Raw genomic sequence first — 16,514 nt, 5'->3', positions numbered from 1 at the left:
CGCGGCACCGGCCTCGGCGCGGGCGGCGCGGGCGCGCTCGGACTCGGCGCGCTCGTGCTCGCGCTGCACCCGCTCGGTGAGCGCGGCGACCTCCGCGGCCACGTCCGCCCCCGCCCGCTCGGCGCTGACCTGGGCGGCCGCGGCGGCGTCCTTGGCCTCGCGCAGCCGCACACCCTGTTCGCGCAAGCGCTTGCGCAACCGTTCCAGCTCGGCCTCGCTCTCGGCGCGGGCCCGGTCGGCGGCGCCCTCGGACTCGGCGACCCTGGCCTTGGCCGCGGCCAGCTCGGCCTCCAGCCTGGCCACCCTGGCCAGGGCGGCGTCCCGCTCCGCGCGCAGCGCGCCGTCGTCGGCCCGCTTGGCCACCAGCTCCAGGTGCGCCGGGGCGGCGGGTTCACCGAGGAGCAGCGCGGCCGTCGCCACCGCCACCGCGTCCTCCGGCGGGGGTTCGACCGCCTCGACCCGGTGCTCGCGGGCCCACTGCACCACCGCGGTCCGGAAGCCCGGGTGGGCGCGCAGCGCGGCGACGATCGTGGGGCCGCCCAGCCGGGCCCGCTTGGCCGGGGCGAACCGGGCCACCTGCCGCAGCGACGCCGGGACGTCCACCGGGGGCAGGGTGCCCACCGCGTCCGCGCCCAGCTCGGCCAGGCGCAGCCGGACCGGGTCGGGCAGGACCTCCGGCCACAGCGGCGGTTCGGCGACCGCGCACTCCGCGCCCGGCAACGGCTCCGCGGTCTCCACAGTGGAACCCCCCGCGGCGGCCACGGGCGCGACGGGGTCCGGGATGTCCGGTGTGGACGATCCAGGTCCGCCCGGTCCGACCGGCTCCGACGAAGGTTGCACCCCCTAAGATTAGTCGCGAGCCCGGTGGGCGACGCGCCGAAGCCCCTCCCGGAGGCCCGCGGGCCCCTGGTCGGCGCGGGCGCCCACCTCGCCCCGGCGCGGCAGCGACCGGTCCGCGACCGCCGCGCCGCCCCGGCGCCCGCCCACCGGGGCGGACCGCGCGGGCGGGCGCGGGAACTGTCGGGGGGCTGTTCTAGCGTCAGCGGCGATGAGCAAGTCAGCCGACCCCCGCCCCCAGCTCGCCTTCGACGAGCTGGGCACCCCGCTGCGCGACACGACGTTCGTGGTGTTCGACCTGGAGACCACCGGCGGCAGCCACGAGCAGGACGCGATCACCGAGTTCGGCGCGGTCAAGGTGCGCGGCGGGGAGGTGCTCGGCGAGTTCGCCACCCTGGTCGACCCCGGCCGGGGCATCCCGCCGGAGATCGTGACGCTGACCGGCATCACCGACTTCATGGTCAGCTCCGCCCCGGGCATCGAGGTGGTGCTGCCCGCGTTCCTCGAGTTCGCCGCCGGGGCGGTGCTGGTCGCGCACAACTCGGGCTTCGACGTGGGCTTCCTCAAGGCCGCCTGCCGCGAACTCGGCTACGCCTGGCCCAAGCCCGCCGTGGTCTGCACGGTCCGCCTCGGGCGGCGGGTGCTCAGCCGCGAGGAGGCGCCGAGCTGCAAGCTCTCCGCGCTGGCCGCGTTCTTCCGGGCCGAGACCACCCCGGTCCACCGCGCGCTCGACGACGCGAAGGCCACGGTGGACGTGCTGCACGGGCTGCTGGAGCGGGTCGGGTCGCTGGGCGTGCAGTCGCTGGAGGAGCTGCTCGACTACATCCCCGAGGTCACCGCCGAGCAGCGCCGCAAGCGCACGCTCGCCGAGGACCTGCCGCACGAGCCCGGGGTGTACCTGTTCCGCGGCCCGTCCGAGGAGGTCCTCTACGTCGGCACGGCCTCGGACCTGCGCAGGCGCGTCCGGCAGTACTTCACCGCCTCGGAGACCCGCAGCAGGCTGCGCGAGATGGTCGCCCTGGCCATCCGCGTCGACTCGGTGACCTGCTCGCACCCGATGGAGGCGGAGGTGCGCGAGCTGCGGTTGATCTCCGCGCACAAGCCCGCCTACAACCGCCGCTCCAAGAACCCGCGCGACTCCTGGTGGGTCGTGCTCACCGACGAGCCGTTCCCCCGGCTGTCGCTGGTCCGCACCGCCCGCGACGGCGCCCTGGGGCCGTTCCGCGGCCGGGCGCGGGCCGAGGAGGCGATGCTGGCGCTGCAACAGGCCACCGGTGTGCGCCCGTGCACGGTCCGCATCCCGGCGAAGTCGCCGAACGCCAGCCCGTGCGCGCTGGCCGAGCTGGAGCGGTGCGCGGCGCCGTGCGCGGGCCAGCAGAGCGCCGAGGAGTACGCGCCCGCGCTCCGGGCGGTCGACTCGCTGGTGGCCGGGCACGACACCCACCCGCTGCACCGGCTGGCCCTGCGGCTGTCGGAGCTGGCCGAGGCCCGCCGGTTCGAGCAGGCCCGCGCCGACCGCGACCGGATGCGCACCCTGGTCCGCGGCCTGGACCGGGGCCAGCGGATGGCCGCCCTGGCCGGGATCGCCGAGCTGGTCGCCGCCCGCCCGGACTCCCTGGGCGGCTGGGAGTTCGCGGTGGTCCGGCACGGCAGGCTCGCCTCGGCCGGGGTGGCCCGGCGCGGGGTGCGGCCGATGCCGGTGGTGGAGGCGCTGGTGGCCTCGGCGGAGACGGTGCTGCCCGGCGCGGGCCCGCTGCGCGGCGCGATGGCCGAGGAGGTGGCGATCGTGCTGCGGTGGCTGGACCGGCCGGGCACCAGGATGGTCCGGTGCAGCAGCCCGTGGGCCGAACCCGCGCACTCGGCCGCCACCTGGCGCGGCTGGCTGGACCGCGCCGACGCCGCCCGCGACAGCGAGTTCGACCGCGACTGACCGGTCACCCGCCTGCGAGTCCCGGGCGACACACCGGCCCGTTGCACGGACGGCCACAGAGTCTGCACGCGCGGTCACAACCGAGTCTTTCGACTGCCACCTGATTTCGGTAATTCTCAACCGACCTGATCTGTTTCGAGTCGGAAGGAAACATCGATGGCACTCCCGTCCCGCCGCACCCTGCGGACCGCCGCGGTCGCCCTGGTGGCGGCCACCGCGCTCGGCGGCCTCGCGGCCACCACCGCCCAGGCCGACACAGCGGGCGCGCTCAGCGGCAGCGGCACGATCAGCGACCCGTGGAACCCCACGCGCGCCGCGCACATCACGTGCAGCTCGGCGACCCTGTTCGCGAACTACTCGCCGAGCGCGGGCCACCGCGACCCCATCGCGACGCTGACCCAGGGCAACTACATCGGCGTCCGCTACATCACCTCGAACAACTACTCCGCCGACGTCTTCTGGCACGGCACCAGCCAGTGGGGCTTCCTGCTGCGCAGCTGCTTCTCCCTCAACTGACCCCGCCCACCCCACGTCGAGGAGTTCCCGTGTCCTTCCGCCGCACCACCACCGCACTCGTCGCGGCCGCGCTGAGCACCACCGCCGCGATCGCCGCCGCCCCCACCGCCTCCGCGGGCACGGTCTACGAGATCTGCGCCGACTCGCTCTACGTCCGCACCCAGCCCGCCGGGGTCATCATCGGCACCCTGTTCCGCGGCGAGCACTTCGAGCTGTCCCGCTACTCCGAGAAGGGCTGGGCCGAGGGCTACGCCATGGGCCACGTCAACCAGCGCGGCTGGGTCCAGGGCGGCTGGTTCTGCTAAACCGGTAACGCACCGTCACACTCCCCGATAGACCCGTGGGGTCATTCGGGTCTATCGGGGAGAGGACGCTGGTGAAGTCACTACGCCGAGTTCTCATCTGGGCACCCCCGACCACCACGATCGGGTCACCCGGGTCGCCCGCCCACACCTGCCCCACCAAGCCCCCGCTGCCCGCCGCGTCCGCCGCCCGGTGCCGCCGCCACCAGGCCAGGGCCCTCGCCACCCGCGACCCCCACCTCGCCCGCCGCCTCGGCATCGGCCGCCCCGACCTCGGCCTCGGCTACGACGACGGCGGCCTGGTCGAACTCGGCGGTGCCCCCGCCGCCACCATCGCCCGCCTCTGCGGCCTCACCCGCACCGAGGCCGACCGCATCGTCACCACCCGCGCCACCTCCCACGACCTGGACGACCTCCTGGTCGCCGCCGACGTCCCGGTCAGCCAGTGGGGCATGGTCCGCGACCGAGCCCTCCTCCACCCCCAGGGCCCGCCCCCACCGGACGACCGTCCACTGTGAACTGTGCCGACCGCCACCCGGCCCCGACATGACAGCCACCACGAGACGGGCGAGGGAACGACGCCGGACAGTCTACAAAGGACATCCGGGAACCCTGATTTCCGAACGGGGGAAACGCAACCGACGAACGACCGGCGCGGCACCCGGCAAACCCCGGGCCACACCGGACACGATCAGATAACGCGGTAACACCCTCGCCTTACCCGCCGATCTACCCGGCACGGGCGAGCCAGGGTCCACACAGGGCTCCCACCGAATGGAAAGGGCGCATGGGATGGACATCGCTGAGCGCGCGCAGGCACTGGCGCAGCGGATCAAGCAGCACAAGGCGGGCATCGAGACCGAGGAGGCGACCAAGAACGCCTTCGTGATGCCGTTCATCAGCACGGTGCTCGGCTACGACGTGTTCGACCCGGCCGAGGTCATCCCGGAGTTCACCGCCGACGTCGGGACGAAGAAGGGCGAGAAGATCGACTACGCCATCGCCCACGGCGGCCAGGTGCAGATCCTCATCGAGGCGAAGAAGGTCAACGACCCGCTGCGCATCGAGCACGCCTCCCAGCTCTACCGGTACTTCGCCGCCACCAACGCCCGCATCGCGATCCTGACCAACGGCGAGGTCTACCACGTCTACACCGACCTCGACGCGCCGAACCGCATGGACGCCAAGCCGTTCCTCGTGCTCGACTTCGCCGACATCGACGCCACCCTGCTGCCGGAGCTGGCGAAGCTCACCAAGGAGACCTTCGACCTCGACTCGGTGCTCAGCGCCGCGGGTGAGCTCAAGTACATCGGGCAGATCAAGCGCATCCTGGCCACCCAGTTCAAGGAGCCGGAGGACGAGTGGGTGCGCTTCCTGACCACCCGCGTCTACGACGGCGCGTTCACCCAGCGGGTGCGCGAGCAGTTCCAGCCGCTGGTGGAGAAGGCCACCCGGCAGTTCCTCAACGAGCAGGTCAACGACCGGCTCAAGAGCGCGCTGGGGAGCCCGGACATCATCCTCCCCGTCCCCACGGCCTCGGTCGCGCCGGTGGTCGAGGACGAGCAGGCGAACGAGGTGGGCGGGGACGTCGTCACCACCGAGGAGGAGTTGGAGGGCTTCCGGGTGGTGCGGGCCATCGTGTGCAGCGAGGTGCCGAGCGACCGGGTGGTCGCGCGGGACACCAAGACCTACTTCGGGGTGCTGTTCGACGACAACAACCGCAAGCCCATCGCCCGCCTGTGGTTCAACCGGAGCCAGAAGTACCTGGGCGTCTTCGACGAGAACAAGAACGAGACCCGCCTGCCCATCACCACGGTGGAGGACATCTACGGGCACGCCGCGCACCTGCGCGCCACCGCCGCCCGCTACGCCGGTGTGCGCGAGCCGGTCACACCGGTGGCATAGGCACCTCAGGGCAGCCGGTCGAGCACCCACCGGACCAGCGGTTCGGTCAGCAGGCCGTGCGGCAGGTTCTCCTCCGCGCACCGGAACTCGTGGAACGGCCCGGGGAGCCCGTCGACCGGGGTGTGGGGGTTGTCCAGGGAGAGGGCGGCCGCGCTGGTGGTGGGGACGAAGCAGCCGGAGCGGTGTTCGCGCGGGATCGTCGCGCCCAGGGCGTCCGCGACCTGGCCGAAGAACTCGGCCGTTCCCCCCGGTGCGCCGTCCAGGGCCGGGACGTCGGTGGTGGTCGGGTGGCGGACCTCCAGCAGGGCGCTCATCGCCCCGATCGCCGCGTCGGTTCCCCGGTCGGGTTGGAAGCGGGCGGTGGCGGCTGCCAGGGGGCCGAGGTTCCAGTCGAACGCGGTGGCGCCCGCGGGCAGGGGTGGGCCCACCCCGGTGCCGGTGCCGCAGGACAGCCCGACCATGCGCACCCGCCGGGGGAAGTCCCCGATGCGGCGCAGGTCGTCGAGGAACTGCTTGCGCAGGGGGGATTGCACCGGCCCCGAGTACTTAGCGTCCCGGACCCAGGCCCCGAGGAGTTGTTGCGCGGCCGGGGCGCGGAGGAGTTCCGCCCGGTCCCCCGCGCCGGGGAACCGGCCGAAGAAGTGGGCCAGCTGTTGGAGGATCAGGGGGATCCAGGCGCCGTCGTGCGGGGTGTCGCAGGACAGGTAGACGTCGGTTTCGTGGTCGTGGCCGTCGGTTTCGAGGAGGGCGAGGGCGTAGCGGGCGAGCAGGCCGCCGGAGCCGATGCCGCCGACGGTGAGCGGGGCGGTGCCGGTCCGCTCGGCAGCGGCCCGGCGCACGCACTCGGCGAGGGCGCCCGCGTTGGCCTGCAGGTAGGTCTGTCGTTCGGCGAACCCCACCAGGACCACGTCGTACCCGGAGGCCAGCAGGTCGTCGACGAGCGCGTCGCCGGTCAGGCGGGTCACCGGGTCCGCGCTGGGGCCGTGGCCGTGCGCGTCGGCCAGGATGACGGGTTTGCGCGGGGACCGGTTGCCGCGGCCGAGGTGCACCAGGGCGCGCCCGCGGGCGTGGACGCCGTTGTAGCCGCGTCCGTCGACCAGGTCCCACACCGCGTCCGGGGTGCGCGGGCGCGGGCGGGCCGCTCCGACGTCGAACCAGGCGCCGGGGGCGACCGCCCGGCCGACCACCGCGATGTCGCCCGCGCCGGGCTCGGCCGGGGCGACGAGTTCCACGTCGACCCGGGCACCCGTCATCGCCACCGTAGTTCCCCCCACCGGTTCCGGGCGTCGACATTAGCGACGCGGGCAGCCGGGCGCATGGAGGTCTTCGGGTGACAGCGGGACACCAATGGTCGTACCACTGGCAGCGCAGCGTCACCACGACCAGCGGGTCACCCCACTCGGGCGGACATGCGGGCGCCTCGTGCCGCAACCCTTCCGATGACAGGCAAGCCCCACCAACACAGCACAACATCTGGAGCCTAGAAAGCCAACCGTTACCACATGTTGTGTTTACGCCGTTTCATCCCGAGCGCCTCATACCCCGTGTCATCAATTCCTCATACCTCCCGCGCCAGGGTGGACGTGGAGCGGCGCCCGGCCGCACCGGGACGGGAGGGACACGATGTCACCGGCACCGATGTCGCCAGCCGACGCTACCGCCGCACGGGCCGCGGATGGGCGCTCGACGTGGATCCGACCGGAACCGGCCACGCGGCCCGACGCCACCCCGCTCCGGAGGTCGCCCCGATGACCGCCGTCTTCCCCGACTTCCCCGAGGGGCCCGCGGACCCGGCGCCGCGGCTGACCACCGTGAGCACCGGGGTGGACGGGCTCCTCGCCTGCGCCGCCCAGGAGGTGCTGGTGCTCAGCGACCAGGCCACCGCGGCGGGTCCGTTCGGGCCGGTGCGCCGGATCGACCACTGGAACCTGCGGCGCGGCGTGCGCTACCGGGTCGTGGCCCCGGACAGCGCGCGCACCGCGCCGGGCCTGGCACCCCGGCTGGGCGGGCTGGTCGCGGCGGGTGCCGACACCCGCACGGTGCCCGAGGTGCCCGCGGTGGCGCTGGTCGTCGACGGGTCGGTGGTGGTCGTGCCCGCCGAGGGCGGTGTGGGCGCGGCCGTGGTCCGGCTGCCGGGTGTGGTCACGGCGCTGACCGCGCTGTTCGAGCGGGTGTGGGCCGGGGCGGTGCCGCTGCCGGGTTCGCCGCTGCCGGGCTCGGCGAAGCCCGGTGCGCGGGAGCGCGAACTGCTGGCCATGCTGACCGACGGGTGCACCGACGAGGCGGCCGCGGTCCGGCTGGGCGTGTCGGTGCGGACGGTGCGCCGGATGGTCTCCGACCTCATGCGGCGGCTGGGCGCGCGCAGCCGGTTCCAGGCGGGCGCCAAGGCCGCCGAACGGGGCTGGCTGCCCGGGGACTGATCCCGCCGGTGTGCCCGCTCAGCAGTGGGTGGCGGCCAGGTCGTCGAGAACGGCGCGGTTGAGCCGAAACGCCAGGTTCGCCTCGGCGATCAGGGCGTCGCACTCCCCCGGCCGCCACGGCGTCTCGTCGAGGAGGGCGCGGTAGCGGTCGCGGAACGGCTTGGGCTTGCCGATGCCGTCGAAGCAGTAGGAGCGGACACCGTCGACCTCCAGGCCGTAGGCGTCGCGGAGCCTGCGCCGGATGACCTGCCCGCCGGAGAGGTCACCGAGGTAGCGGGTGTAGTGGTGCGCGACGAAGGCGGCGCGGTCGGTGGAGCAGACCGCGCGCAAACGCTCCACATAGGACGTGGTGGCGTCCAGGGCGCGCACGTGCCCGCGCCAGTCCCGGCCGAGCAGCCAGGCCAGGTCGGCCTCCAGGGCCGGGCTGCGCCGCAGCGGGTCCAGCACGAACCGGCCGACCACCGGGTCGCCGCGCCAGACCTCGCCCGCCTCCTCCAGCGCGGAGTGGAACAGGTGGCCCTGCCCGAGCAGCGCCGCGTACGCCTCGCGCCCCAGGTCGCCCCTGAGCAGCGCCTCGACGAACGGCGACCGCTCGGCCCGCTCGTGCTCGTCCCTGGTCGCCGCCCGCAGCCGCGCCGCGAAGCCGTCCGCCACCGTCACCGGACGAGGGCCTCCACCAGTCGGACCGCCGCCGCACCGGCCCGCGCGACGTCGCCGTCGAGCCGGTTGCGGTAGGCCGCCTGGAAGTAGAGGCCGTCGACGAGCAGCCACACCCGCTCGGCCAGCTCACCGGACGGGTCCAGTTCCCCCGCCACGGCGTCGATCGCGGCCCGGCTCGCCCCCAGGTAGTCCTGGGCGACCCGGGCGGGCGCGGCGTCGGCGTCGTCGGGGAACTCGGCGAGGTAGTTGCGGAAGGCGCAGCCGCGGAACCCCGGCTCGGCCACCTTCGCGGCGACCTCGGCCACCAGCGCGACCAGCACGTCCGCGGGGGTGCGCGCGTCCACCAGGGCCAGCCGGGCGGCGCGGTCGCGCACGTCGCGGGCCGCGGCCAGGTAGGCGGCGACCAGGTCGGCCTTCTCCGGGAAGTGCTGGTACAGCAGGTTCTTCCCGGTGCCCGCCTCCTGGATGATCCGGTTCATCCCGACCGCGCGCACGCCGTGCTCGTAGAACAGCCTGGCGGCGGCACCGAGGATGCGGTCCCGGGTGTCCGGTGCGGGGGTGCGAGCCATGCCCCCACCCTAGCGGACCACTCGGTCCGCCAGACCCGACCACCGGCGGACCCGCGGCGGACTGTCCTAAGCGGACTTGCGCACCAGGTTCGTGTACCCGGCGAGCGCCAACGTGGCCAGCCCCCACAGCGCAGCCTGGATGACCCAGATCACCACCGTGAACGCCTGCCCCCACCGGGTCCCGGTGTCCAGGTCGCACCGGCTGCGCAGCCCGGTCGGCCCCAGTGGCAGCCCCCGGTCGAGGCCCAACCCGACCAGTTCCACCGACGAGCACGCCACCCCCACCGCGGGCGAGGGCGACCCGGGCTGCACGGTCCGCTCGGCGGCGTGGTGCCCCGGCCGGGTGTCGACCTGCCCGGCGGTGTAGCCGAGCAGCCCGGCCGCGGTCACCGCCAGCAGCAGCGCCGCCGCCGTGCGCCGGGTCCGGTACCCGTACCCGGCCAGGGCGCCCCAGAGCCGGTGGGAGAACCGGGCCACCGGGCCGCCCACGGCCGCGGGCGAGCGCCGCAGCAGGTCGCCCTGCTGGGCGATGAGGATCCGCCGGGCGTTGCCGTCGTGCCCCGCCGCCCGCTCCACCGCCGCCAGCCGCTGGTACGGCGAGGCGTGGTAGGCCGTGGTGTGGCAGCGGACCAGGTGCAGCCACTGCCGCCAGTCGAGGTAGCCGATCGAACTGAAGCCGAAGTTGTCCAGCTCGACCCGGGCCGGGTGGTCGCAGTGGTCCTCGCGCGAGCCGTCCGGGCAGACCACCTCCGCGGGCAGGAAGACCGTCCCGTCCACCGTGCTCTCGTGCAGGTCGAGCACCGGCCCCGTCGGGTTCTCCAGGCGGGCGCCCGTGAACACCACCTGCCCGCCGAACCGCGACCCCACGAACCGCGCCGCCCCGCGCTCCCCCGCGCCGCGGATGCGGGCCCGCCGCAGGAAGAAGCCGCCGTCCAACCGCATCCGGGTGGCGTACAGCGCGGTGCCCGCGGTGCTGGTGAACTCCGCGTCGTCGGCGTCGAACTGCCCCCCGATGTGCGCGTCGAGCAACCGCACCTCCCCCTCGGCGCGGACGCGGCGCAGGAACAGCCCGCCGTCGACCCGGGCACCGTCGGCGACCAACCCGGCGATCCGGCTGCCGTCGAGGGTCAGGTACGGCAGCACCGCGCGCGTGGCGCGGATGGGCTCCTCCACCACGCAGTCCGCCAGGTGCAGGCCGACGACCGCCCGGACCTGGTCGAGGTCGAGCACCCCGACGACCCGCGCGCCGCGCACCCGCACCCCGCGCGGGTCGAGTTCGCCGTGCCTGCCCAGGAGCAGTTCCCGGATCAGGCCCGCGCGCACCACCACCGGGTCGTCGGCCGCGCCCTCGAACCACTCGCCGTCGGACATGGCCTGCACGAGGTCGTTCTCACCGTGGGTCACACCGGCAATTGTCGATCACCCCGCGTACCGGGCGTAGCGCGCCACGGATTCGCGCCCGTCCGGGGTGAACGGCCACGTCGGGTCCGCCAACCGGGCCAGCAGCTCCGCCCACGGCATCCACCAGCCCGCGGCCACCTCCGAGGGCTGGTGCCGGATCTCCCCGCCGGGGTGGTCCGCCTCGTAGACGCACGCCAGGTAGTCCGCGGAGTCGTCGGCGTACCAGTACCGGAAGCACGGCCGGACAACGGTTTCCACGCCCAGTTCCTCCGCCAGCTCCCGCGCGGCGGCCAGGTCGGGCGACTCCCCCGCGGTCACCACCCCACCGGCCCACACGTCGTGCATCCCCGGGTACACGTCCTTCGTCAGGGTCCGCCGGTGCACGTACACCCGCCCCTCCCGGTCCCGCAGCAGCACCTGCGTCGCCGCGTGCGGCAGGTTCTCCGCCCGGACGCGGCTGCGCGGCGCCGTCCCGACCACCCGCCCGCGCAGGTCCCCCCGCGCGTACAGGTCGACCAGCTCATCCACCGACGACCTCCAGCGTCCGCCGCGCCAGCGCCAGCAGCGCCCGACCAGCCGGGCTGCCCGGCCCGGTCGCCCGCCACGCGAACGCCAGCCGACCGCTCAGCGCGGGCGAGGTGATCGCCAGCGGGTGCAGGTCCGGCCGCGACCGGGCCAGCGAGTCCGGCAGGATCGCCACGCCCAGCCCCCGCGCGGCCAACTGCGCCAGCAGCACCGGGTCACCCGCCTCGAAGGCCACCGCGGGGGCGAACCCCGCCGCCGCGCACGCCGCGTCGAGGTGCGAGCGGATACCCGTGCCCGGCGGGAGGCTGATCAGCGGCAGCCCATCCAACTCGGCCAGCCGCACCGACGACCGCCCCGCCAGCGGGTGCCCGCGGCCCACCGCGGCGGCGATCGCCTCGTCGGCGACGACGAGGGCGTCCAGGTCGGCGGGCGGATTCGGGCCGAGCGAGACGATCGCCGCGTCCAGGGTGCCCGCCCGCAGCCGCTCGACCAGCACGTCCGAGGAACCCTCCACCAGGGTCATCTCCACGCCGGGGTGCGCGTCGTGGAAGGCGGCGAGCAGCGACGGCAGGTCCACCGCGTGCGAGGTCACCGTGCCCACCGCCACGCGCCCGCGCACCAGCCCGACCAGCTCGTCGACCGCCAGCCGCGCGTCCTCGACCGCGACCAGGGCGGCCCGCGCGTACGGCAGCACCGCCGCCCCGGCCTCGGTCAGCCGCACCGCCCGGGCGGACCGGTCCAGCAGCGGTTGGCCGAATTCCCGTTCCAGCTTGCGGATCTGCGCGCTGATCCCCGGCTGCGCCACGCGCACGCGCTCGGCGGCCCGGGTGAAACCACCCGCCTCCACCACCGCGACGAAGTATTCCAACTGCCGAAGCTCCATAATCGTCGATTATAGAACTCAGAAGAATCATCTCTTGGACTTCTGGCCGACCCCACCGCAGGGTGGAGGCATGACACAGGACAACGCCGAGACCCGGACCACGGCCACCGAGCCGGAGCAGGTGGCCCGCCTCTTCGTCGAGCGGTTCAACGCCGGTGACGCCGAGGGCCTGGCCGAGCTGTACGAGCCCGACGCGGTGATGGCCCACCCGCCCGGCGCCCGCACCGAGGGCCGCGCGGCGATCCAGGCCGTCTGCGCCGAGATGATGGCCCACATCCCGGAGCTGACCCTGCTCGACGGCCTCCCCGCGGTCCGCAACGGCGACCTCGCCCTCACCTCCACCCGCTCCGCCGACGACGCCCCCGGCCGGGTCCAGCTCGTCCGCCGCCAGCCCGACGGCCGCTGGCTGCGCGTCCTCGACCGCCCCGAGGTGCCGCACGAGGTCTGACACGGAACCGCGGTCGCGGACGATGCGTCGGACGGGGCAGACCGGACGAGGCAGGAGCAGTCGTGGCAGAACCGACCTTCGGGTTCGACGGGGCGCGGACCGAGCAGGAGCTGGAGCGCTGGGCGGCGGGCGTGACCGCCAAGGCCGAGCGCTACCAGGAGATGCAGCGCCAGGTCACCGGCGTCACCGGGACCGCGGTCTCCCGCGACGGTGTGGTCACCGTCGTGGTCGACTCCGGGGGCGCGGTGACCGACATCCGCTTCACCGACGGCATCCGCAACCACACCGGCGACGCGCTCTCCCGCCTGGTGTCGGAGACCATGCGCACCGCCCAGTCCCGCATCACCGACCAGGTCGCGGAGATCATGCGCACCACCGTCGGCGACGACCCGGCGACGGTGGAGGCGGTGGTCTCCAACTACCGCAGGCGCTTCCCCGAGCCGGAACCCGAGGACCGCCCGCGCGAGCAGCGCCGCCGCGAGGACTTCGACGACGACGACTTCGGCGACAACCCGTTCCGGCGCTGAGAGGACCCGCGACATGCCAGACGGCTACGACGTCCTGCCGGACGAACTGCGCAACCACGCGGGCAAGCTCGCCGCCCTCGGCGAACGGCTCGGCACCGCGGTGGACGCGGCGAGCCAGGTCACCCTGGGCACCCAGGCCTACGGGGTGATCTGCCAGTTCTTCGTGCCCGTCGTGCAGGCGGTCAGCCAACCCGGGGTCGACGCACTGGCCGAGGCAGCGGGCTCGATGGACGCCACCGCCAACGGCGTCCGCGCCAACGCGGTCTCCTACGACACCACGGAGCAGGCCAACACCCGGCCGTTCACCGGGGGCCGGTGATGACGAACCCGCTGATCGCCCAGCGCCAGGATTCCACCACCGCCTACAGCGGCATCGGCCTCGCCGAGTCCGCGATGGACATCTACCACGGCGTGGAAGGCGGCTCCTGGGTCGAAGGCGGCCTCGGGGTCGTCGGCACCGGCCTGGAGATGCTGTCGCTGGCGCTGGACCCGGTGGGCACGCTGCTGCAGTACGCGGTGTCCTGGTTGATGGAGCACGTCAAGCCGCTGTCGGACGCGCTGGACTGGCTGGCCGGTGACGGCGACCAGATCGCGGCGTACGCGGCCACCTGGAAGAACGTCGGCACCGAGACCGCCGCCATCGCCGCCGACTTCGCCACCGAGGTGGTCAACGGCACCGCGGGCTGGGAGGGCCCGGCCGCCGACGCCTACCGCGCGTTCGCCAAGGACAAGCAGGACAAGATCGCCGCCGCGGGCACCGGCGCCAACACCATCGGCACCGTCGTCGAGGTCGTCGGGATGCTGGTCGGCGCGGTCCGCGAGATCGTGCGCGACCTGGTCGCCGAGTGCGTGGCCACGCTGATCGCCCGCATCCCGCAGTGGGTGGCCGAGATCGGCGGCACGCTGGGCATCGCCACCCCGCACGTGGTGGCCTCGGCGGTGGCGCTGATCAGCAAGTGGGTCAACCGGATCAAGGACTTCATCACCAAGCTGACCCGCTCCCTGGACAAGCTGCGCCCCCTCATGGGCAGGCTCGGCGAACTCTGGGACTCCCTGCGCGACGCCCTGCGCAAGACCCCCGGCACCCCCGACACCACCCCGACCACCCCCGACGCGGTCCGCACCCCCACCTCGGTCTCCGACGTCCTCGACGGCGCCCCCGACGCCACCCGCTCCACCCCCGCCACCCCGAACGCCCCGTCGACCACCACGGACGCCCCGGGTTCGAGCGCTCCCACGACCACGACCCCCTCCGGCGCGAACACCCCGTCCCACGTCGAAACCCCCACCGGCGGCGCCCCGCCGACCGCGCACACCCCCTCGGGCAGCACGGTCCCCTCCGGCGCCACCACCCCGTCAGCCGCCACCCCCTCGACCGGGACCCCCACCGCCCCGGGCACCCACGCCCCCGGCGGCACCACCCCGTCGGGCACCCCCACCACCCAGACCGGCGGCGGTTCGGGCGGCAACAACGGTGGCGGCGGCCAACCCCCGCCCAGCGCGCCCACCGACCCGCCACCCCCGCCGAAGAAGCTCCCCGACGACCTGACGCGACCCCAGGACCTGACCAGGATCGAGGGCACCGTCACCAGGGACGGCAACGGCCTGATCACCCACGTCGACGGCAAGCCGATCAAGGACTACCTCGACGAGGTCGCCACCCGGCGCACCGACGAGATCCGCGGCATGAGGGACACCGGCGAAGCCAGTCAGAAGATGTCCGGCCCGGTGAACTCCGTCGGCGTGGACACCAGGACCGGTGAGGTGCTGGAGGCGATGAACGGGGGTTCGCGCACCGACGTCATCCCACCGGAGCGCGTGCACCCGGTCATCCAGCAGCGGCTCGACGAGATGCGCGAGGCGGGCCCCTACCCGCAGTACAACCGGGACGGCACCCCCCAGCTCGGCCGCGACGGCAACCAGGTCGTGTCCCCTACCCGCACGGTGACGAGCCGCTGCGGCACGCCGAGGTCAAGGTGGTCAACGAACTGCTGTGGCGCCGCGGCCCCGACGCCGACGCGAGCGTGATGTCGGAGTTCCGCGTGGACAACCGCTTCCCGTTCCGGCGCGAAGGCCCCATGCAAGCGCCCTGCTGCGCGAACTGCCATAGACTCCTCGAAGGCACCCCCAGCAACGCGGGCCGGTTGACCTTCCCCAAGGGGCACCCCGACCAGACGCTCATCCCGGAGTGAGAAGACGATGCGAGTCGACGTCAACGACGTGGAGATGGACGACGACCTCAAGGTCTACCTGCGGGGCGAACCGTTCACCGGTGAAGTGGTCGAGCACGACCCGGACGGCAGGCTCATCGGCCTGACGACGTACTTCAACGGCGTCGAGGACGGCCCCTCCGCGGCGTGGTACCCGGACGGCACCCCGCGCGCTAAGGGCGAGGCCGTCAACGGCATGGGCGTCGGCGTCCACGAGACCTGGTTCCCCAACGGCCGACTGGCCGCCCAGGACGAGTTCGACGGCACCGGTCGCCACCTCGCCCGTCGCCGCTGGGACGAGGCGGGCGAGCTGATCGAGGACAAGGACTACCGCCCGTGACCCCACCCCGCGTCGACTTCGACGACGTGGTCACCGAAGACGACCTCAAGGTCACCCACGACGGCAAGGCCTTCACCGGCGAGGTGGTGGAGCGCGCCAGGAGCGGCCGGGTCGTCGCACTCACCACCTACTCCAACGGCATCGAGGACGGCCCATCCGCCGAGTGGTATCCCTCGGGCGAACGCAAGGCAGCGGGCTCGGTCCGCTGGGGGATGGCGGTCGGCCTGCACGAGGAGTGGTACCGCAACGGCCGACTGGCGGCCCAGGACGAGTTCGACGACAGGGGCAGGCACCTGTCCCTCCGCCGCTGGGACGAGTCGGGCACCCTCGTTGAAGAACGCGTCTTCACCCGCTGACCACGCGAGTCGAGAACAGGATCTGCCACGGACAGCAAGCTCACCCCCGAGGAAGCGGTGGCCCAGCAGCTCGCGCTGGCCCCCCGCGTGATCAGCCACGCCCCACCCGGCTTCGCCCCCACCACCGCCGCGGGCCTCGACGTCGCCTACGAGGGCGACACCGGCCGCCTCGCCGCCGCCGCGGTCTGCGTCGACATCGCCACCGGCAAGACGGTCGACCAGGCCGTCATCCTCGACACGACGGATTTCCCCTACATCCCGGGCCTTTTCGCCTACCGGGAGCTGCCCTCGCTCCTCAAGGCCCTGGCGGCGCTCACCACCGCACCGGACCTCCTCGTCTGCGACGGGCAGGGCCGGGCCCACCCCCGCCGCTTCGGCCTCGCCTCCCACGCGGGCCTGGAAACCGGCATCCCCTCCATCGGCGTGGGCAAGAACGCCTTGGGCGAGTTCACCGCCCCCGCCCCCGAACGCGGCTCGTGGACCCCCCTCACCGACGACGGCGAGGTCATCGGCCGCACCCTGCGCACGCAGGCCGGCGTGAAGCCCCTCTTCGTCTCCGTCGGCCACCGGATCGACCTGGACACGGCGACGGCCCTGGTGCTCACCCTGTGCCGGAAGTACCGCCAGCCGGAAACCACCAGGGCCGCCGACCACCTGTGCCGCGAAGCCCTCAAGGGCGGCTGAG

At 73.9% G+C, this 16,514-nt stretch carries 20 protein-coding genes and 1 pseudogene; 14 read left to right on the top strand and 7 right to left on the bottom strand.

Annotated elements, in window-relative coordinates; translation table 11 throughout:
- Nucleotides 1-762: pseudogene (locus L6E12_RS22850) on the bottom strand (RNA-binding protein); the annotation flags it as partial.
- A 286-nt stretch (nucleotides 763-1,048) separates the two neighbouring features.
- On the opposite strand from L6E12_RS22850, the gene L6E12_RS22845 reads away from it, so the two are divergent.
- The 5 genes from L6E12_RS22845 to L6E12_RS22825 all read left to right on the top strand — a co-directional run bounded on the left by L6E12_RS22845 (nucleotide 1,049) and on the right by L6E12_RS22825 (nucleotide 5,490).
- Nucleotides 1,049-2,767, top strand: coding sequence for a DEDD exonuclease domain-containing protein (locus tag L6E12_RS22845; protein ID WP_236229976.1), 1,719 nt, complete (start codon nucleotides 1,049-1,051; stop codon nucleotides 2,765-2,767).
- Between the two features lie 156 nt (nucleotides 2,768-2,923).
- A complete protein-coding gene (locus L6E12_RS22840; protein WP_236229975.1) occupies nucleotides 2,924-3,283 on the top strand; it encodes a hypothetical protein in 360 nt (119 codons plus the stop codon).
- Nucleotides 3,284-3,312: 29 nt separating this feature from the next.
- Entirely contained in the window at nucleotides 3,313-3,588 is a 276-nt protein-coding gene (locus L6E12_RS22835) for a hypothetical protein (protein WP_236229974.1), read from the top strand.
- Nucleotides 3,589-3,659: 71 nt separating this feature from the next.
- Nucleotides 3,660-4,103, top strand: coding sequence for a hypothetical protein (locus L6E12_RS22830; protein ID WP_236229973.1), 444 nt, complete (start codon nucleotides 3,660-3,662; stop codon nucleotides 4,101-4,103).
- Nucleotides 4,104-4,377: 274 nt separating this feature from the next.
- Nucleotides 4,378-5,490 carry a type I restriction endonuclease gene (locus L6E12_RS22825; RefSeq protein WP_236229972.1) on the top strand — a complete coding sequence of 371 codons (1,113 nt, stop codon included), beginning with the start codon at nucleotides 4,378-4,380 and terminating at the stop codon, nucleotides 5,488-5,490.
- Between the two features lie 5 nt (nucleotides 5,491-5,495).
- Here L6E12_RS22825 and L6E12_RS22820 read toward each other — a convergent pair whose 3' ends face one another.
- Complete coding sequence (locus tag L6E12_RS22820; protein ID WP_236229971.1) at nucleotides 5,496-6,749, bottom strand: hypothetical protein; 1,254 nt, start codon at nucleotides 6,747-6,749, stop codon at nucleotides 5,496-5,498.
- 489 nt (nucleotides 6,750-7,238) lie between these two features.
- Between L6E12_RS22820 and L6E12_RS22815 the strand changes: the two genes are divergently transcribed.
- The gene (locus tag L6E12_RS22815) at nucleotides 7,239-7,910 is read left to right on the top strand and encodes a helix-turn-helix transcriptional regulator (RefSeq protein WP_236229970.1); all 672 of its coding nucleotides are present in this window, start codon (nucleotides 7,239-7,241) and stop codon (nucleotides 7,908-7,910) included.
- Nucleotides 7,911-7,928: 18 nt separating this feature from the next.
- Here the strand turns inward: L6E12_RS22815 and L6E12_RS22810 are convergent, their stop codons facing one another.
- The 5 genes from L6E12_RS22810 to L6E12_RS22790 form a co-directional block, all read right to left on the bottom strand.
- Nucleotides 7,929-8,570, bottom strand: a complete 642-nt coding sequence (locus L6E12_RS22810) for a heme oxygenase (biliverdin-producing) (RefSeq protein ID WP_236229969.1) — start codon at nucleotides 8,568-8,570, stop codon at nucleotides 7,929-7,931.
- Nucleotides 8,567-9,139, bottom strand: a complete 573-nt coding sequence (locus L6E12_RS22805; RefSeq protein WP_236229968.1) for a TetR/AcrR family transcriptional regulator — start codon at nucleotides 9,137-9,139, stop codon at nucleotides 8,567-8,569. The genes L6E12_RS22810 and L6E12_RS22805 overlap by 4 nt, the downstream gene beginning before the upstream one ends.
- Before the next feature lie 66 nt (nucleotides 9,140-9,205).
- Nucleotides 9,206-10,543 carry a hypothetical protein gene (locus tag L6E12_RS22800; protein WP_236229967.1) on the bottom strand — a complete coding sequence of 446 codons (1,338 nt, stop codon included), beginning with the start codon at nucleotides 10,541-10,543 and terminating at the stop codon, nucleotides 9,206-9,208.
- A gap of 15 nt (nucleotides 10,544-10,558) precedes the next feature.
- The gene (locus L6E12_RS22795; protein WP_236229966.1) at nucleotides 10,559-11,068 is read right to left on the bottom strand and encodes an NUDIX hydrolase; all 510 of its coding nucleotides are present in this window, start codon (nucleotides 11,066-11,068) and stop codon (nucleotides 10,559-10,561) included.
- Nucleotides 11,061-11,948, bottom strand: a complete 888-nt coding sequence (locus L6E12_RS22790) for a LysR family transcriptional regulator (protein WP_236229965.1) — start codon at nucleotides 11,946-11,948, stop codon at nucleotides 11,061-11,063. The genes L6E12_RS22795 and L6E12_RS22790 overlap by 8 nt, the downstream gene beginning before the upstream one ends.
- A 70-nt stretch (nucleotides 11,949-12,018) precedes the next feature.
- On the opposite strand from L6E12_RS22790, the gene L6E12_RS22785 reads away from it, so the two are divergent.
- From L6E12_RS22785 to L6E12_RS22750, 8 genes are all read left to right on the top strand, one after another.
- The gene (locus tag L6E12_RS22785; RefSeq protein ID WP_236229964.1) at nucleotides 12,019-12,396 is read left to right on the top strand and encodes a nuclear transport factor 2 family protein; all 378 of its coding nucleotides are present in this window, start codon (nucleotides 12,019-12,021) and stop codon (nucleotides 12,394-12,396) included.
- 62 nt (nucleotides 12,397-12,458) lie between these two features.
- Nucleotides 12,459-12,923 carry a YbaB/EbfC family nucleoid-associated protein gene (locus L6E12_RS22780; protein ID WP_236229963.1) on the top strand — a complete coding sequence of 155 codons (465 nt, stop codon included), beginning with the start codon at nucleotides 12,459-12,461 and terminating at the stop codon, nucleotides 12,921-12,923.
- 13 nt (nucleotides 12,924-12,936) lie between these two features.
- The gene (locus tag L6E12_RS22775) at nucleotides 12,937-13,242 is read left to right on the top strand and encodes a type VII secretion target (protein WP_236229962.1); all 306 of its coding nucleotides are present in this window, start codon (nucleotides 12,937-12,939) and stop codon (nucleotides 13,240-13,242) included.
- Complete coding sequence (locus tag L6E12_RS22770; protein WP_236229961.1) at nucleotides 13,242-14,951, top strand: WXG100 family type VII secretion target; 1,710 nt, start codon at nucleotides 13,242-13,244, stop codon at nucleotides 14,949-14,951. The genes L6E12_RS22775 and L6E12_RS22770 overlap by 1 nt, the downstream gene beginning before the upstream one ends.
- Nucleotides 14,900-15,115 (top strand): hypothetical protein, encoded by a 216-nt coding sequence (locus L6E12_RS22765; RefSeq protein ID WP_236229960.1) that lies wholly within the window; start codon nucleotides 14,900-14,902, stop codon nucleotides 15,113-15,115. Before L6E12_RS22770 ends, L6E12_RS22765 begins: the two co-directional genes overlap by 52 nt.
- Nucleotides 15,116-15,122: 7 nt before the next feature.
- Entirely contained in the window at nucleotides 15,123-15,473 is a 351-nt protein-coding gene (locus tag L6E12_RS22760; protein ID WP_236229959.1) for a toxin-antitoxin system YwqK family antitoxin, read from the top strand.
- The gene (locus L6E12_RS22755; protein WP_236229958.1) at nucleotides 15,470-15,829 is read left to right on the top strand and encodes a toxin-antitoxin system YwqK family antitoxin; all 360 of its coding nucleotides are present in this window, start codon (nucleotides 15,470-15,472) and stop codon (nucleotides 15,827-15,829) included. Before L6E12_RS22760 ends, L6E12_RS22755 begins: the two co-directional genes overlap by 4 nt.
- Nucleotides 15,830-15,886: 57 nt before the next feature.
- A complete protein-coding gene (locus L6E12_RS22750) occupies nucleotides 15,887-16,513 on the top strand; it encodes an endonuclease V (RefSeq protein WP_236229957.1) in 627 nt (208 codons plus the stop codon).
- The last annotated feature ends 1 nt before the right edge of the window (nucleotide 16,514 follow it).

Source organism: Actinokineospora sp. PR83 (assembly GCF_021056305.1).
GTDB classification, from domain to species: domain Bacteria; phylum Actinomycetota; class Actinomycetes; order Mycobacteriales; family Pseudonocardiaceae; genus Actinokineospora; species Actinokineospora spheciospongiae.
This window is presented reverse-complemented; position numbering and strand designations above follow the sequence as displayed.

What these genes read in the sequence shown, in the direction of transcription:
- L6E12_RS22845 (WP_236229976.1), top strand. Translation starts at nt 1,049, where the DNA reads ATGAGCAAGTCAGCCGACCCCCGCCCCCAGCTCGCCTTCGACGAGCTG.
- L6E12_RS22840 (WP_236229975.1), top strand. Translation starts at nt 2,924, where the DNA reads ATGGCACTCCCGTCCCGCCGCACCCTGCGGACCGCCGCGGTCGCCCTG.
- L6E12_RS22825 (WP_236229972.1), top strand. Translation starts at nt 4,378, where the DNA reads ATGGACATCGCTGAGCGCGCGCAGGCACTGGCGCAGCGGATCAAGCAG.
- L6E12_RS22815 (WP_236229970.1), top strand. Translation starts at nt 7,239, where the DNA reads ATGACCGCCGTCTTCCCCGACTTCCCCGAGGGGCCCGCGGACCCGGCG.
- L6E12_RS22805 (WP_236229968.1), bottom strand. Translation starts at nt 9,139, where the DNA reads ATGGCTCGCACCCCCGCACCGGACACCCGGGACCGCATCCTCGGTGCC.
- L6E12_RS22790 (WP_236229965.1), bottom strand. Translation starts at nt 11,948, where the DNA reads ATGGAGCTTCGGCAGTTGGAATACTTCGTCGCGGTGGTGGAGGCGGGT.
- L6E12_RS22785 (WP_236229964.1), top strand. Translation starts at nt 12,019, where the DNA reads ATGACACAGGACAACGCCGAGACCCGGACCACGGCCACCGAGCCGGAG.
- L6E12_RS22775 (WP_236229962.1), top strand. Translation starts at nt 12,937, where the DNA reads ATGCCAGACGGCTACGACGTCCTGCCGGACGAACTGCGCAACCACGCG.
- L6E12_RS22770 (WP_236229961.1), top strand. Translation starts at nt 13,242, where the DNA reads ATGACGAACCCGCTGATCGCCCAGCGCCAGGATTCCACCACCGCCTAC.
- L6E12_RS22760 (WP_236229959.1), top strand. Translation starts at nt 15,123, where the DNA reads ATGCGAGTCGACGTCAACGACGTGGAGATGGACGACGACCTCAAGGTC.